15 protein-coding genes are annotated in these 13,691 nt (G+C 68.5%); 7 read left to right on the forward strand and 8 right to left on the reverse strand.

Going from position 1 to position 13,691, the window contains the following annotated elements; genetic code table 11:
• Nucleotides 1–309: 309 nt before the first annotated feature.
• Genes IBL25_RS07035 through IBL25_RS07045 form a run of 3 tightly spaced genes read left to right on the forward strand, consistent with a single transcriptional unit; the run spans nucleotide 310 to nucleotide 2,262 of the window.
• Nucleotides 310–1,017 (forward strand): ATP12 family chaperone protein, encoded by a 708-nt coding sequence (locus tag IBL25_RS07035; RefSeq protein ID WP_187777851.1) that lies wholly within the window; start codon nucleotides 310–312, stop codon nucleotides 1,015–1,017.
• A 34-nt stretch (nucleotides 1,018–1,051) separates the two neighbouring features.
• Nucleotides 1,052–1,327: an acylphosphatase gene (locus IBL25_RS07040; RefSeq protein ID WP_187777852.1), complete on the forward strand. Its 276-nt coding sequence runs from the start codon at nucleotides 1,052–1,054 to the stop codon at nucleotides 1,325–1,327.
• Nucleotides 1,324–2,262, forward strand: a complete 939-nt coding sequence (locus IBL25_RS07045) for a hypothetical protein (RefSeq protein ID WP_187777853.1) — start codon at nucleotides 1,324–1,326, stop codon at nucleotides 2,260–2,262. The genes IBL25_RS07040 and IBL25_RS07045 overlap by 4 nt, the downstream gene beginning before the upstream one ends.
• A 4-nt stretch (nucleotides 2,263–2,266) precedes the next feature.
• Here IBL25_RS07045 and IBL25_RS07050 read toward each other — a convergent pair whose 3' ends face one another.
• Complete coding sequence (locus IBL25_RS07050; RefSeq protein ID WP_187777885.1) at nucleotides 2,267–3,265, reverse strand: amino acid ABC transporter substrate-binding protein; 999 nt, start codon at nucleotides 3,263–3,265, stop codon at nucleotides 2,267–2,269.
• A 416-nt stretch (nucleotides 3,266–3,681) separates the two neighbouring features.
• Here IBL25_RS07050 and IBL25_RS07055 point away from each other — a divergent pair, with 416 nt between their 5' ends.
• The 3 genes from IBL25_RS07055 to IBL25_RS07065 all read left to right on the forward strand — a co-directional run bounded on the left by IBL25_RS07055 (nucleotide 3,682) and on the right by IBL25_RS07065 (nucleotide 6,815).
• Nucleotides 3,682–4,893, forward strand: coding sequence for a multidrug effflux MFS transporter (locus IBL25_RS07055; protein ID WP_187777854.1), 1,212 nt, complete (start codon nucleotides 3,682–3,684; stop codon nucleotides 4,891–4,893).
• A 111-nt stretch (nucleotides 4,894–5,004) separates the two neighbouring features.
• Nucleotides 5,005–6,012, forward strand: a complete 1,008-nt coding sequence (locus tag IBL25_RS07060; RefSeq protein WP_187777855.1) for a Bug family tripartite tricarboxylate transporter substrate binding protein — start codon at nucleotides 5,005–5,007, stop codon at nucleotides 6,010–6,012.
• A gap of 17 nt (nucleotides 6,013–6,029) precedes the next feature.
• Complete coding sequence (locus IBL25_RS07065; protein WP_187777856.1) at nucleotides 6,030–6,815, forward strand: SDR family NAD(P)-dependent oxidoreductase; 786 nt, start codon at nucleotides 6,030–6,032, stop codon at nucleotides 6,813–6,815.
• A gap of 12 nt (nucleotides 6,816–6,827) precedes the next feature.
• On the opposite strand, the gene IBL25_RS07070 is transcribed toward IBL25_RS07065, so the two are convergent.
• The 6 genes from IBL25_RS07070 to IBL25_RS07095 form a co-directional block, all read right to left on the reverse strand.
• On the reverse strand, nucleotides 6,828–7,037 hold the full coding sequence (locus IBL25_RS07070; protein ID WP_187777857.1) for a hypervirulence associated TUDOR domain-containing protein: 210 nt from the start codon (nucleotides 7,035–7,037) through the stop codon (nucleotides 6,828–6,830).
• A 66-nt stretch (nucleotides 7,038–7,103) separates the two neighbouring features.
• Nucleotides 7,104–8,531: a UdgX family uracil-DNA binding protein gene (locus tag IBL25_RS07075; protein ID WP_187777858.1), complete on the reverse strand. Its 1,428-nt coding sequence runs from the start codon at nucleotides 8,529–8,531 to the stop codon at nucleotides 7,104–7,106.
• On the reverse strand, nucleotides 8,531–9,742 hold the full coding sequence (locus tag IBL25_RS07080; protein ID WP_187777859.1) for a putative DNA modification/repair radical SAM protein: 1,212 nt from the start codon (nucleotides 9,740–9,742) through the stop codon (nucleotides 8,531–8,533). The genes IBL25_RS07075 and IBL25_RS07080 overlap by 1 nt, the downstream gene beginning before the upstream one ends.
• 62 nt (nucleotides 9,743–9,804) lie before the next feature.
• A complete protein-coding gene (locus tag IBL25_RS07085; RefSeq protein WP_187777860.1) occupies nucleotides 9,805–10,251 on the reverse strand; it encodes a PPC domain-containing DNA-binding protein in 447 nt (148 codons plus the stop codon).
• 11 nt (nucleotides 10,252–10,262) lie between these two features.
• A complete protein-coding gene (locus IBL25_RS07090; RefSeq protein WP_187777861.1) occupies nucleotides 10,263–11,042 on the reverse strand; it encodes an SDR family NAD(P)-dependent oxidoreductase in 780 nt (259 codons plus the stop codon).
• 15 nt (nucleotides 11,043–11,057) lie between these two features.
• Complete coding sequence (locus IBL25_RS07095; protein ID WP_187777862.1) at nucleotides 11,058–11,882, reverse strand: aldo/keto reductase; 825 nt, start codon at nucleotides 11,880–11,882, stop codon at nucleotides 11,058–11,060.
• Between the two features lie 113 nt (nucleotides 11,883–11,995).
• Between IBL25_RS07095 and IBL25_RS07100 the strand changes: the two genes are divergently transcribed.
• Complete coding sequence (locus tag IBL25_RS07100; RefSeq protein ID WP_187777863.1) at nucleotides 11,996–12,901, forward strand: LysR family transcriptional regulator; 906 nt, start codon at nucleotides 11,996–11,998, stop codon at nucleotides 12,899–12,901.
• On the opposite strand, the gene IBL25_RS07105 is transcribed toward IBL25_RS07100, so the two are convergent.
• Nucleotides 12,898–13,404, reverse strand: coding sequence for a DUF1993 domain-containing protein (locus tag IBL25_RS07105; protein WP_187777864.1), 507 nt, complete (start codon nucleotides 13,402–13,404; stop codon nucleotides 12,898–12,900). The two genes, IBL25_RS07100 and IBL25_RS07105, sit on opposite strands and share 4 nt — an antisense overlap.
• Nucleotides 13,405–13,691: the final 287 nt, after the last annotated feature.

Consider the following 13,691-nt stretch of genomic DNA (forward strand, 5'->3'; position numbering starts at 1 on the left):
CCCAGGGCGCCCACGCCCGCGCCGGTCGCGGCACCGGCGGCGGCGCCACCCTGCACGCGGTCGCGCTCGTTCGTGCCGCAGGCAGCCAGGGTCAGGGCCAGGGCCGCCGCGCCAATCAGCTGAAGCTTCATCTCGGTTCTCCCTTGATCATCGGCCCGCATAACCGCTTCCATCCGCTGGAAGCTTGGCCAGGGCCGCCTTCATCTGGCTGCGTAACGGTGCTGCCCGGTCGCCGGTTGCCTGTTCTTGTGAGCTTTCCCGCCCTGCCAGGGCTTGGCGGGGGCTGGCCCTCCGCGCCATATGCGGCCCATGAAGCGCTTCTGGGACAATGCCACCGCCGCCCCGCACGAAAAGGGTGGCTTCACCGTCTTGCTCGATGGCCGGCCGATGCGCCTGCCCGGCGGCGGTCCGCTCCATCTGCCCAACCTGCCGCTGGCCCAGGCCCTCGCCCAGGAATGGCAGGAGGCCGGCGGTGCCAAGGAAGGCGAGATGACCATGGACATGGTGCCGCTGACCCGCCTGGCCGCCACCGCCATCGACCGTGTGACGCCGGACCCCGCGCCCAGCATCGAGGCCATCGCCCAGTATGGCGAGACTGACCTGCTCTGCTACCGCGGCGACGACCCGCGCCTGGCCGCCATCCAGGCCGCCGAATGGCAACCGCTGCTGGACTGGGCGGCGCAGAGGCTGGATGCGCCGCTGCTGGTCACCACCGGCATCCTGCATGTGAAGCAGCCGCCTGGGTCGCTGGCGGCGCTGAAGCGCGCCGTGGCCGCCCAGCCGCCGCTGGAGCTGACGGCCCTGGGGCTGGCGGTGCCGCTGCTGGGCAGCCTGGTGCTGGGGCTGGCCCTGGCCCATGGCCGCCTGGATGCGGCGGAGGCCACGCGCCTCGCCCTTGTCGAAGAAAGCTGGCAGCAGGATTTCTGGGGCGAGGATGCCGAGGCGGTGGCGCGCCGCCGGGCCATTGCCAAGGATGTGCTGCTGGCGGAAAGCTTGATGCGGCTGGCGCGCGCCTGAAGGCGCCGGCCCGGACGGGGCCTAAGGAGGAGCCATGGATGCCAAGCTGGTACGCATCCGCGGAAGGGTGCATGGGGTCGGCTACCGCGACTGGATGGTGCGGGAAGCGACGCGGCTGGGCGTGCAGGGCTGGGTGCGCAACCGCAGCGATGGCAGCGTGGAGGCCCTGGTCTCCGGCGACCCCGCCGCCGTCGGCGCGCTGCTGACCGCCTGCCGCGCCGGCCCCGGGCTGGCGCGGGTGGAAGCCATCCTTGAGGATTTCGCCGAGCCGCCGGAAGAACCCGGCTTCCGCCGGATGCCGACGCTTTGAACCCAGCCTACCGGGTGCGCGCACCCATCATCCTGTTTTCCTTCAACCGGCCGCATTACCTGGAGAAGGTCTGCGCCGGGCTGGCGGCGCAGCGTGGCGTGGAGATCGATCCCCGCCGCGTCTGGCTGCTGCAGGATGGTGCCGTCTCCCCCCTCACCGGCCGCCGCTTCGCGCAGGATGCGGATATCGCGGAGAGCATCGCGGTCTTCCGCCGCCACTTCCCGCAGGGGCGGGTGATGGCCAGCCCTGACAACCTGGGCGTGGCCCGCAATATCCTGCGCGGGGAGCGGCTGGTCTTCGAGGGGCTGGAACAGGATCTCGGTTATTTCTTCGAGGACGACCTCGAACCCGGCCCCTGGTATGTCTGGGCGCTGGAGCGGCTGCGGGAACTGACGGAACCCTTCCCCCGCGTGGCCTATTTCGGCGCCTATGGCGACCACCGCCGCAACTATCCCGGCCCCTTGGTGAAATACATCCCGCTGGAGCACCATTGGGGCTTCGCGCTGCGCCGCCACGCCTGGATCCAGATGATGGAGTGGCTGAAGCCCTTCTATGCCCTGCTGGAAGGCCGCGATTACCGGGACCGCGACCATGCCCGCATCTTCCGCCTCTACGAGCCCCTGGTGGTGGGAACCGAGGCTTCCTCCCAGGACGCCGCCAAGAGCCTGGCCTGCATGGAGCTGAACCTGACTCGGGTGATGAGCAATGTCTCCTTCGGCCGCTACATCGGCGAGGAAGGGCATTCCTTCTCCCACGACAGCTTCCGGGCCATGGGCTACGACCGCCACACCATCGCGGCGGGCGAGCATTTCGAATTCGCCCCCATGACGCTCTCCAGCCTGCTCTGGGTGGATGGCTACCACCGCCGGCATTACGAGCGGCTGAAGCGGGAACGCTTCCAGCCCGTGCTGGACGCGCACCCGCTGCGGGACTAGCGCCTCAACGCATCGGCGGCGCGTATTGCAGCCCGCCCTTGGTCCAGAGGTTGTTGATGCCGCGCTGGATGCCCAGCGGCGTGATGTTGCGGTCCCAGACCTCGCCGTAATTGCCGACCTGCTTCACCACCTGCACCGCCCAGTCCGCCTGCAGCCCCATCATCTTGCCCAGGTCGCCGGACTTGCCGACGAAGCGCTGCACATCCGGGTTGTTGCTGTCGGTGAAGCTGTCCACGTTCTTGCTGGCGATGCCCATCTCCTCCGCCGTCAGTTGCGCGAAATGCACCCAGCGGACGATGTCGAAGAACTTGAAGTCGCCCTTGCGCACCACGGCGCCCAGCGGCTCCTTGGAGATGATCTCGGGCAGCAGCAGGTAGTTGCCGGCGTTCGCGCCCTGCGTCGCGCGGAAGGAGGCGAGCGACGAAGCATCGGTCGTATAGGCATCGCAGCGGCCGGCCATGAAGGCCTTCTGCACTTCCTCCACCGTCTCGATCACCACCGGGGTGAACTGGATATTCTGGGTGCGGAAGTAATCCGCCATGTTCAGCTCGGTGGTGGTGCCAGGCTGCACGCAGATGCTGGCACCGCCAAGGTCCTTGGCCGACGTCACGCCGGAGGCCGTCTTCACCAGGAAGCCCTGGCCGTCGTACATATTGATGCTGGCGAATTCGAGGCCCAGCGAAGCCTCGCGCGAGAGCGTCCAGGTGGTGTTGCGCACCAGCATGTCGATCTCGCCGGACTGCAGCGCCGTGAAGCGGTTCTGCGGCGTGGTGGCGACGAAGCGGACCTTCCTGGCATCGCCGAAGACCGCCGCCGCGACGGCGCGGCAGGTATCGGCATCGATGCCGCGCATCTCGCCGCGGCTATCGGGTGCCGCGAAGCCGGGCACCTGCCCCGCCACGCCGCAGACCAGTTCGCCACGGTTGCGGATGGCGCCCACCGTATCGGTGCTGGCCTGGGCCTGTGCCGGGGCGGTGACGCCCAGCGAGGCCGCGAGGGTCATGCCGCCCAGCAGCGCGAGGCCGGAGGCGGAGAGGAGGGGTGCGGACAGGACAGAACGAGTCACTCGGCTCTCCGTTCATTGCATAACAGACCAGAGTTTTTCGCTGGTCTTGGATAGTCTCGATCCCGAGATGTCCACACACAAGCACCCTTCCGACTCCAATTCAGGCAATCGCCGGACGAATGTCTATTTCGTAGGCTTAAACCTCGCTGATCTGCATAAATCGCAGTCTTTCCCGCCGACACGTCTGCAGGCGGCGCTCCACCGCCCCGCGCCAACTGCCCGCAGCGCCGGGCGAAGCTTTGCGTTAGGCTGCCGCCTCCCTCCGCCAGCGCCCTGTCCTGGCTGGCCACGCCCTTCCCTTCCATGCGCTTCCCCCGCTCACGCCGCGCCCCGCCGCCTTCCGGATTCCTGTCATGCCGCCTTCATCCGCCCCGACCACCTCGCCCCTGCCCGGCGGCCTGCCGGGCTGGCTGCCGCTGCTGCTCGGCTTCCTCACCGCCGTCGGGCCGCTCTCCACCGATATGTACCTGCCTTCCTTCACCGCCATCGAGGCGGAGTTCCGGGCGGCACCGGGCTCGGCCGAGATCACCCTGGCCGCTTGGTTCCTCGGGCTGGCGGTGGGGCAGATGGCGCAGGGCACGCTGGCCGATCGCTATGGCCGGCGCCGCCCCCTGCTGGCGGGGCTGGCGGTCTTCACCCTGGGCTCGGTCGGCTGCGCGCTGGCATCGGATATCGGCACGCTGGCGGTCTGCCGCTTCATCGCGGCCTTCGGCGGCTCGGCCAGCACCGTGCTGCCGCGGGCCGTGGTGCGCGATATCGCGGAAGGCTTCACCGCCGCCAAGCTGATGTCGCGCCTGACCCTGGTGATGGGCGCGGCCCCCATCCTGGCACCCAGCCTGGGCGGGTTGCTGCTGCAGGTGGGGAGCTGGCGCGACATCTTCTGGTTCGGCGTCGGCTATGCCCTGCTCTCCGCCGCGCTGGTCTGGCGGCTGCTGCCGGAAACCCTGCCGGAGGAGCGCCGCCTGCGCCTGGGCTTCTCGGCGCAACTGATGCGCTACGCGCAGATCCTGCGCGAAAGCTCCTTCCGGGCTCATGCCGCGCTGGGCTGCGCCACCATGTTCCTGCTCTTCACCTATGTCGGCGGCTCGCCGGCGGTGTTTGTGGGAGTCTTCGGGCTGACGCCGGGGCAGTTCGCCATCCTCTTCGGCGTCGTCGCGGCCGGCTTCATCCTGTCTTCGCAGCTCAACCCGCCCCTGCTGCTGCGCTTCGGCGCCATGAAGGTGGTGCGCGGCGTTTCCCTGGTAATGCTGGCGGCGACAGTGGTGCTGGTGGCGGTGGTGCTGAGCGGCACGCAATCCATGCTGGCGGTGCTGCTGCCGGTGATGGTGGCCAATGCCTGCACGGCCATCATCCTGCCCAATGCCACGGTTGGCGCGCTGGCGCGGCATTCGGCGCATGCGGGATCGGCCTCGGCGCTGCAGGGCACGCTGCAATTCGGCGTCGCCGGAACCAGCGGGCTGCTGCTGGGCTGGTTCTCCAACGGCACTGCCCTGCCCTTCGCCCTTCTCATGCTGGGTGCCGCCCTGGCCACGGTGGCGGCCGAGCGCCTACGGCCCCGAAGCTGACCGTCCGGTCGTTCAAGCGTTGACGGACCGTCCGGTCAGTCCCTAGGATTGGCCGCGCCGGACGCATACGGCTTGAGCCAGGGGAACGAGATCCTGGCAGGGGAGAGAAGAATGCAGGAAAGGCCCTCGCCCGGCATCGCCGGGCCGCGGATGAAGCGTCGCGCGCTGCTGCTGGGCTCGGCCCTCGGACTGGCGGCGCAGCCCAAGGCCTGGGCGCAATCCTATCCTGACCGGCCGATCACCATCGTCGTCGCCTTCTCGGCGGGCGGTGAGCCGGACATCCTGGCCCGGGCCATGGCCCCCACCATGCAGCGCCTGCTGGGCCAGCCCGTGGTGATCGAGAACCGGCCGGGCGCCACCACCATCATCGGCACCGAATACGCCTCCCGCAGCAGGCCGGACGGCTACACGCTGCTGCTGACCTCTTCCACCACCTTCGCTGTGGTGCCGCATCTCTTCAAGAAGCTGCCCTTCACGCCGGAGCAGTTCAAGCCGATCACGCTGCTGATGCGGGGGCAGCTCGCGCTCTACTGCAACCCTAAGCTGCCTTTCCGCTCGGTCGCCGATGTGGTGGAGGAAGCGAAACGGCGGAAGCAGGAGCCGCTGACCTATACCATCACCAACCGCGGCGCCGTGGCCCACCTCTCTGGCGAGCGCATGCAGCAGGCGCTGGGCATCCAGTTGCAGGAGGTGCCCTATCGCGGCAGCACTCAGGCGCAACAGGGGCTGATGCGCGGCGATGTGGATATCGGCTTCGACGGCCTGCCCGCCTATGTGGAACTGGTGAAGACCGGCAGCATCCGCGCCCTGGCCGTGACCGGCCCGAAGCGGATCAGCGCCCTGCCGGATGTGCCGACCTTCGACGAGGCTGGCTTCCCCGGCATCGCCCAGCCTTACTGGCACGGCCTCTTCGCGCCCGCCGGCATTCCGGATGCGGTCACCGCGCGCATTCTGGAAGTCTGCCGCATCGCCCTGGAGGAAGCCTCGCTGGGGGACCAGATGCGCGCTGTCGGCGCACAGCTGGAGACCAATACCCCGGAGGCCTTCGCCGCCCTGATCGAGCAGGAACGCGATAGCTGGGGCCAGTTGATCCGCAGCATCGGCCTGACGTTGGACTGAGCGGGGAAGAACGGAAGATGTCGCGATCCCTGGAAGGCCGCCGCGCCATTGTGACGGGCGCGGGCAATGGCATCGGCCGCGCCTCGGCCCTGCTCTTCGCGCGCGAAGGCGCGCGGGTGCTCTGCACCGACCGCAGCGTGGAGGATGCGGAGGAGGTGGCGCGGCTGATCGCGACCGAGGGCGGCACCGCCCTGGCCATGGGCGCCGATGCGGGGGACGAGGCGGCGGTGCGCGGCTTCACGGAGCGCTGCGTGGCGGAATGGGGCGGCGTCGATATCGTCTTCGCCAATGCCGGCATCTCCGGCGGCCGCCCGCCCATCGTCGAGCAGACCGTGGATTACTGGAACGAGATCCTGCGGGTGAACCTCGTCGGCCCCTTCCTGGCGATCCGGGAAGCGGCGCCGCACATGATCCGCCAGGGCGGCGGCTCCATCGTGCTGACGGCCTCGGTGGCGGGGCTCCGCGCCGGCGCGGGGCACAGCGCCTATGCCGCCTCCAAGGCCGGTGTGATCAGCTTGGCGCAGACGGCGGCCAATGACCTCGCCGGCACCAATGTGCGCGTGAACGCCATCTGCCCCGGCCGCACCCAGACCGCCATGACCAAGTTCATCTTTGACAAGGCGCGGGAGAATGGCACGGAGGACAAGCTCGGCCACCTGACGCCGCTGCGCCGCGTCGGCATGCCGGAGGAGATCGCCGAGATGGCGCTCTTCCTGGCCTCCGACCGCTCTTCCTTCATCAATGGCCAGGCCTATGCGGTGGATGGCGGGCTGACCTCCACCCACCCCTTCGCCATGGGCTGAGAAGGCGCGGCGTCAGGTCTTCTTCAGCTCGCCCGGCTTGTGGGCGGCCCTGGCGCCGGTCTTGTCGCTCTTCACCAGGTATTCCGGGTTCTCCGGAGAGGCCTTGGCGACATGGCCCTTGATGCGGGTAGGGCTGGTCAGCTTCTTCTCGACCTTGCCCCGGGTCTCGCCCTGCGAGGTATTCCAGGCGACATGGTCGCCCGCCTTCAGCTTCGAGGCCATTCCGCCGCTCCTTCGCTTGCCGGCGGATAACGCGGCGGGGCGTGGCATGGTGGCAGCGGCGCGCGGTCACGCCGTCGCGCTGGCTTCCAGTTCCTCGGCCATGGCGCGGATGGCGCGCAGGTCGGCCACGAAATCCTCATAGGCCCGCGCCTTGGCAGCCTCGTCCGGCAGGCGCAGCAGGTAGGAGGGATGCGGCATGATATAGCCCGGCTGCCCACCCTCGAAGCGCGCGCGGCCGCGATGGCGCATCACGGGCACCACCTCGCCCGTCAGGGCCAGGGCCGCGCTGCCGCCCAGCGCGACCACCAGCTTCGGCTTCACGAAATCCAGTTCCTGCTTCAGCCACCAGCGGTAATGCTTCACCTCGCCAGTGGTGGGGGATTGGTGGATACGCCGCTTGCCCTGCTGGACGAATTTGAAGTGCTTCACCGCATTGGTCAGGTAGGACCGCGCGCGGTCGATGCCCGCTTCCTGCATGGCACGGTCCAGCAACTGCCCGGCGGGGCCGACGAAGCAGCGGCCTTGCAGATCCTCCTGATCGCCCGGCTGCTCGCCCACGAAGGCGACCGTGGCGCCCTCCGGCCCCTCCCCCAGCACGGCTCGGGTGGCGCCGGGCACCAGCGGGTCCGCGGCGGTGATCAGCGCATTCAGCGCGGCCAGCGTCGGCGGCGCCTGCCGCGCCATGTTCTCCACCGCGCGCAGCGGGTCCCGCCGCTTCGGCAGGGCGGCCTGCTTGCTGATCATCTCCCGCGTGCGGGCCGGCGCCTCGCGGATCAGCTCCGGGATCAGCGCGGCCTCCGGCATGTTGTGCCAGTATTTCTTCGGCATCTCCGCCCGCATGGCGGTGGGGTTCACGCGGGCGGGGTTGAAGACACTGGCGTAGTAGCCGCGCCAGCCTTCCTCGAAGGCATCGCTTTCCGGCACATCGGCGCGGGTGCCGGGTGGGCCGATCGTCAGCGCCTCCCTGTCCCAGTGCAGGGAACCGACGGGCGTGACGATGCTCCAGCGCAGCGCGCGGAAGCGTTCCACAAAGAAGCCCGCCGTGGCTTCCAGAATGAAGTGCTCGGGCTCGAACCAGGCGGTGAAGCGTTCCTCGGCGGGGTCGCCCACCTGCCGGAAGCGCACAAAGGCGTGCATCTTGTGCAGGTCGCGGCGGATGGCCTTCCGCATCCGCTCCAGCCGGTGCACCAGCGGGTCGCTGGACACCTCGGCCAGGGCGCGTTCTCCGTGCAGGCTGCGCCAGATCAGGCTGTAGAGCAGGCCATAGCGCTCCGGGTCCCGGTGGCAGACCACGGGCTGGATGAACTCGGCCACGGCGCGCGGCAGGGCGAGCGGCGGCGCATCGGCCGGTGCATCGGCGGCGAAGAGGCCTGGCGCAGCCTCGGTGCCCCAGGTCACGGCCTCCGGCGGCACGCCTTCGGCCACCAGCCCGCGCGCGGCCTGGCGGAAGCCGTCGAGATCCGCGCCCTCGCGCAGCGCGATATGCCGCGCCATCAGAAGAGCGAAAGCTGCTTCGCGGGCGCCACCAGCCGGGCGCGCAGGTCGGCGCGGTCGGTCAGCCCATGCGGGCTGTGGTCATCGGCGATGATAAAGGGGCGCGCGCGCTTCAGCGTCGGCGTCAGCCGCGCCAGATCCTCCAGCCCCAGCCGGGTGTGGCGGCGGGCGGCGATCATCTTGTCCACCGCGCGCTTGCCGAAGCCGGGCACGCGCAGCAGCATCTCGCGCTCCGCCGTGTTCACGTCCACGGGGAAGCGGTGGCGGTTCTTCAGCGCCCAGGCCAGCTTGGGGTCGATCTCCAGGTCCAGCATGCCGCCCTCGCCGCCCTCGGCGATCTCGTCCACGCTGAAGCCGTAGTGCCGCAGCAGCCAATCCGCCTGATAAAGCCGGTTCTCCCGCTGCAAGGGCGGCGGCTTCAGCGGCAGGATGACCGAGGGCTCCGGGATGGGGCTGAAGGCGGAGTAATAGACGCGGCTGAGGTCGTAGCGCCGGTACATGGTGTCGCTGGCGCGCAGCACGCCTTCGTCGGTCGTGTCGTCGGCGCCGACGATCACCTGCGTGCTTTGCCCGGCGGGCGAGAAACGGCGGCGCTCGGCCTTGGCCTCGACAATGCGTTCCTTCACCTGGCCCATGGTGGATTGGATACCGTCCACGTCCTTTTCCGGCGCGAGGCGCTGCAGGCTCTGCTGGGACGGCAGTTCCAGGTTCACCGAGAGGCGGTCGGCCCAGAGCCCGGCCTGTTCCACCAGCCAGGGGCTGGCTTCGGGAATGGCCTTGAGGTGGATGTAGCCCGCAAAACCGTGCTTCTGCCGCAGCGTCTTCGCCACCAGCATCATCTGCTCCATCGTGTAGTCGGGAGACTTGATGACGCCGGAGGAGAGGAAGAGCCCCTCGATATAGTTGCGTTTGTAGAAGTTGACCGTCAGCGCGACCACTTCCTCTACCGTGAAGCGCGCGCGCTCCACATTCGAGGAGCGCCGGTTGATGCAATAGGCGCAGTCGAAGAGGCAGTAATTGGTCAGCAGGATCTTCAGCAGGGAGACGCAGCGGCCATCCGGCGTATAGGCATGGCAGATGCCGCTGCCGGTGGTGGAACCCAGGCCATCGAGGCCCGCCGCCCGTTTCGGTGCATTGGAGGAAGAGCAGGAAGCATCATACTTCGCGGCATCCGCCAGGATGCGCAGCTTCTTGACGAGCGTCTGGTCCAAACCGGCACCTCTTCCCTGGGTTCACTATATGTTCACGAACCCAAGAATTTTCAAGCCGCCGCTCAGCCCGTTCCGAGGGAGAGGATCTTGGCGCCGATGCGCGGCTCCACCTCCCGCTCCAGCCGCCGCTCATGGCAGATGATGGTGACTTCCAGCGAGCCGGTGCCGACTTCCAGCCCCAGCAGATGCCCGCCCACCGTGGCGAAGCCCGCATCCCCCGCCACGCCATGCGCATGGACGGAGGGCTTGCCCTCCTTCCAGGCCAGGGTGCCGGTCATGTTCGCCAGCTCCAGTTGCTCGAAGGTCCGCGGCCGGTATTCCCGCCGCTCGAAGTCATAGAAGCCGAAGGTGGCGCGGCGCAGGAAGCCGAAGCCCATGAAGCTGGCGGAGGGCACGGCCTCCCGCACAGCCAGCGCCTCAAGCTGGGCGAAAACGCCGTCGCCTTCCCGCAGCACCATCAGGAAGCCGGTGGGCGTGGAGATCCAGCGGGGTGGCGGCGACGTCGGCATGGGGTGGGGCCTCAGGCGATGGTGGGGGTGATGCCGCCATCCACCCGCAGCGCCGCGCCATTGGTGGCGGCGGAAAGCGGGCTGGCGACATAGGCGACCAGATTGGCCACTTCCTCCGGCTCGATCATCCGTTGGATCAGCGAGGTCGGGCGTTCCCGGGCAAAGAACTCGGTCTCGATATCCTCCATCGGCGCGTCCGCATCGCTGGCCACGCTGCGCAGGAAATCCTCGATGCCGGCGGAGCGCGTGGTGCCGGGCAGCACGGAATTCACCGTCACGCGGGTGCCCCTGGTCAGTCCGGCCAGGCCGCGGGAGATGGCGAGCTGCGCCGTCTTGGTCATGCCGTAATGAATCATGTCCGGCGGGATCACGAGGGCGGAATCGCTGGCGATGAAGATCACCCGCCCCCAGTCCCGTTGCAGCATGCCGGGGAAGTATTGCCGGGCCAGCCGCGCGCCGCTCAGCACATTGGTCTCGAAGAAGCGGCGCCAGTCCTCGTCCGTGATCTCGGCGAAGGGCTTGGATTCATAGATGCCGAGGTTGTTGACCAGGATATCCACCGCCGGCAGCGCCCGCAGCAGCGCCGCCGCTCCTTCGGCCGAGGCCGGGTCCGCCACCACGCCCCGCGCGCCCTGGCCGATCTCCGCCACGGCGGCATCCAGCTTTCCCTGGTCGCGGCCACAGATGACCACCGCCGCGCCTTCCGCCGCCAAGCGCCGCGCGATGGCAAGGCCGATGCCGGCGGTGGCGCCGGTCACCAGCGCCGTCTTGCCGTTCAATTGCAGGTCCATGGCTTGGCTCCCTCCTCAGTCCCAGGCCGGCGCCAGGCCGGCCGGGCTGACCAGCCGGCCATCGGCACGCGACAGGGCGGCGATGGCGGCCATCTCCTCGGCCGAAAGAACGAAGTCGAAGATGGCGGCGTTGCTGGCGGCACGCTCCTCGCTGACAGTCTTGGACAGGGCAATCACCCCCTGCTGCTGCACCAGCCAGCGCAGCACCACCTGCGCCACGCTCCTGCCATGGCGTGCCGCGATCTCCCGCAGCACCGCATCGCCGAAGACCTTGCCATCGGCCATGGCGTAATAGGCGGTGAGGCTGATCCCCGCCTCGCGCGCCGCCGCCAGCACGGCGGACTGGTCGAGGTAGGGGTGATACTCGACCTGGTTGGTGACAATGGGCGCGTCGCTCAGCGCCACCGCCTGCGCCATCAAGGCCGTGGAGAAATTGCTGACGCCGATATGGCGCGCCTTGCCGGTGGCGCGGACCTCGTTCAGCGTGCCGATCTGCTCGGCCAGCGGCACGGCCTCATGCGGCCAGTGAAGCAGCAGCAGGTCCACATAATCGGTACGCAGCTTGCGCAGGCTCTCATCCACCGAGCGCAGGAAGGCCTCGCGCCGGTAGTTCTCCACCCAGACCTTGGTGGTCAGGAAGACCTCGCCCCGCGCGATGCCGGAGGCGGCGATACCCTCCCCCACCTCGGCTTCGTTGCCGTAGATCTGCGCGGTGTCGATATGGCGGTAGCCCTGGCGCAGCACGGCCGGGACCATGCGCAGCACATCCGGCCCAGACATGCGGAAGGTGCCAAAACCCAGGGCGGGAATGGTCGCGCCATGGGCGCTGACGGAATGCATCGGAAAACTCGCTCCCAGTGAACTGCTGGGCCTGGAGATGCGTATGGCAGCCGGCTGGCGGAATGCCGGCCGCAGTCCTATCACCTTGTCATCCAGTGACAGGATAGGGGCCGATGAGCGACGCGCGTGCCTGGGAAATGCGGGTCTTCCTGCAGGTGGCCAAGGATGGCAGCTTCAGCGCCGCCGGCCGCGCCACGGGCATGACGCCCTCCTCCACCGCCAAGCTGATCAGCCGCATCGAGGCCCGCCTCGGCGTGCGGCTGGTGGAGCGCTCCACCCGCCGCCTGCGCCTGACCACCGAGGGCGAGCTGTACCGGGACCGCGCCGAGGCCATCCTGGGTGACCTCGATGCGCTGGAGGCCGAGGTTTCCGGCGGTGCCCGCGCGCCCACCGGCCTGATCCGGGTGAATGCCTCCGTGCCCTTCGCCCGCCACGCCCTGCTGCAACAATTGCCGGAGTTCACGCGCGCCTTCCCCGGCATCCGTCTGGACCTGAGCGTGACGGATGATGTGGTGGACCTCTACGCCAGCCAGGCGGATGTGGCCTTCCGCATCGGAAAGCTGGCGGATTCCAGCCTGCTGGCCGTGGCGCTGGGAGAGACGCGGCGGCGCATCGTCGCCGCCCCAGCCTACCTGGCCGAGCACGGCATGCCACGTTCCGCCGCCGATCTGGAGCAGCACAACTGCCTGGGCTTCACCTTCCGCCGTGCCGCCGCCGTCTGGCCGCTCCAGAGCGGCGGCAAGCTGGTGGACCGGGAGGTGCATGGCACACTCCGCGCCAATAACGGCGAGACGGTGCGGCACATGGCGCTGCTGGGCCTGGGGCTGGCGCGGCTGGGGGAATTCCATGTGCGCGCCGATCTGGAAGCCGGCAGGCTGGTCTCCGTGCTGGACGATGCCATCACGGATACCGAGGCGGTGCATGCCCTCTACCTGGGCCGGGAGCGGATGCCCCGCAGGGTGCGGGCCTTCCTGGACTTCATGACGCCACGCCTGCGCGCGGCGCTGGCCCCGGCCTAAAGCGGCCCGAGGTAATCCCGCTTGCCGATCGGCACGCCCTGCTGGCGCAGCAGGGCATAGGCGGTGGTGACGTGGAAATAGAAATTGGGCAGCACGAAGTTCAGCACATAGTCGCGGCCGGTGAAGGTCAGGCTGGCGCCGCCCGCCTTCAGCACCACCTCGGCCTCTTCCTTGCCCTCCAGCGCGGCGGGGTCCACCGCCTTCAGGAAGGCGACCGTCTTTTCGATGCGCGCCCGCATCTCGGCGAAGGTCTTCTCCGTGTCGGGAAAGCTGGGATTGTCCAGCCCGCCCAGCCGCACCACGGCGCCCTTGGCGGTATCGCTGGCGCGCTGGATCTGCGCGGTCAGCGGCGCCATGTCGGCGATCAGCCGCGCCTCCGTCAGGCTCTCCGGCGCCCGCCCCTCGGCCGCCGCGAAGGCTTCGCCCTTCTCCAGGATGGCCGAGAGATTGGCGAAGGCCCGCAGAAAGGCCGAGACGGTCAGGTCGTAGAGGGAGACGGGCAAGCGCTTATTCCCACTCAATTGTTCAAAACCAAGTTAATGCATTGATCTATATAGGCTTTTCTTTGGGAGGCGAGTGGAAAGCCGACTCGCGGGCCGTCAAAAAGCTACGACGTTGATTTTTCAGGTAAATTTGATCGAAAAATTTTTTGCGTGATTTCGGCATCTATCGAGATCAGCCGCGCGAATTTTCAGTTTCGATCGCCCAAGCACTCAAATCACGCAGCACCGAAAAGTACCGTCGGTAACCTTATCAGACACACGTCACCATTGCCATGTCCACCCAGAGT

Source organism: Pseudoroseomonas ludipueritiae (assembly GCF_014490445.1).
GTDB classification, from domain to species: domain Bacteria; phylum Pseudomonadota; class Alphaproteobacteria; order Acetobacterales; family Acetobacteraceae; genus Pseudoroseomonas; species Pseudoroseomonas ludipueritiae.

Coding starts and splice junctions, on each gene's coding strand:
- IBL25_RS07035 (WP_187777851.1), top strand. CDS start 310: ATGAAGCGCTTCTGGGACAATGCCACCGCCGCCCCGCACGAAAAGGGT.
- IBL25_RS07040 (WP_187777852.1), top strand. CDS start 1,052: ATGGATGCCAAGCTGGTACGCATCCGCGGAAGGGTGCATGGGGTCGGC.
- IBL25_RS07050 (WP_187777885.1), bottom strand. CDS start 3,265: ATGACCCTCGCGGCCTCGCTGGGCGTCACCGCCCCGGCACAGGCCCAG.
- IBL25_RS07055 (WP_187777854.1), top strand. CDS start 3,682: ATGCCGCCTTCATCCGCCCCGACCACCTCGCCCCTGCCCGGCGGCCTG.
- IBL25_RS07060 (WP_187777855.1), top strand. CDS start 5,005: ATGCAGGAAAGGCCCTCGCCCGGCATCGCCGGGCCGCGGATGAAGCGT.
- IBL25_RS07065 (WP_187777856.1), top strand. CDS start 6,030: ATGTCGCGATCCCTGGAAGGCCGCCGCGCCATTGTGACGGGCGCGGGC.
- IBL25_RS07070 (WP_187777857.1), bottom strand. CDS start 7,037: ATGGCCTCGAAGCTGAAGGCGGGCGACCATGTCGCCTGGAATACCTCG.
- IBL25_RS07075 (WP_187777858.1), bottom strand. CDS start 8,531: ATGGCGCGGCATATCGCGCTGCGCGAGGGCGCGGATCTCGACGGCTTC.
- IBL25_RS07085 (WP_187777860.1), bottom strand. CDS start 10,251: ATGCCGACGTCGCCGCCACCCCGCTGGATCTCCACGCCCACCGGCTTC.
- IBL25_RS07090 (WP_187777861.1), bottom strand. CDS start 11,042: ATGGACCTGCAATTGAACGGCAAGACGGCGCTGGTGACCGGCGCCACC.
- IBL25_RS07095 (WP_187777862.1), bottom strand. CDS start 11,882: ATGCATTCCGTCAGCGCCCATGGCGCGACCATTCCCGCCCTGGGTTTT.
- IBL25_RS07100 (WP_187777863.1), top strand. CDS start 11,996: ATGAGCGACGCGCGTGCCTGGGAAATGCGGGTCTTCCTGCAGGTGGCC.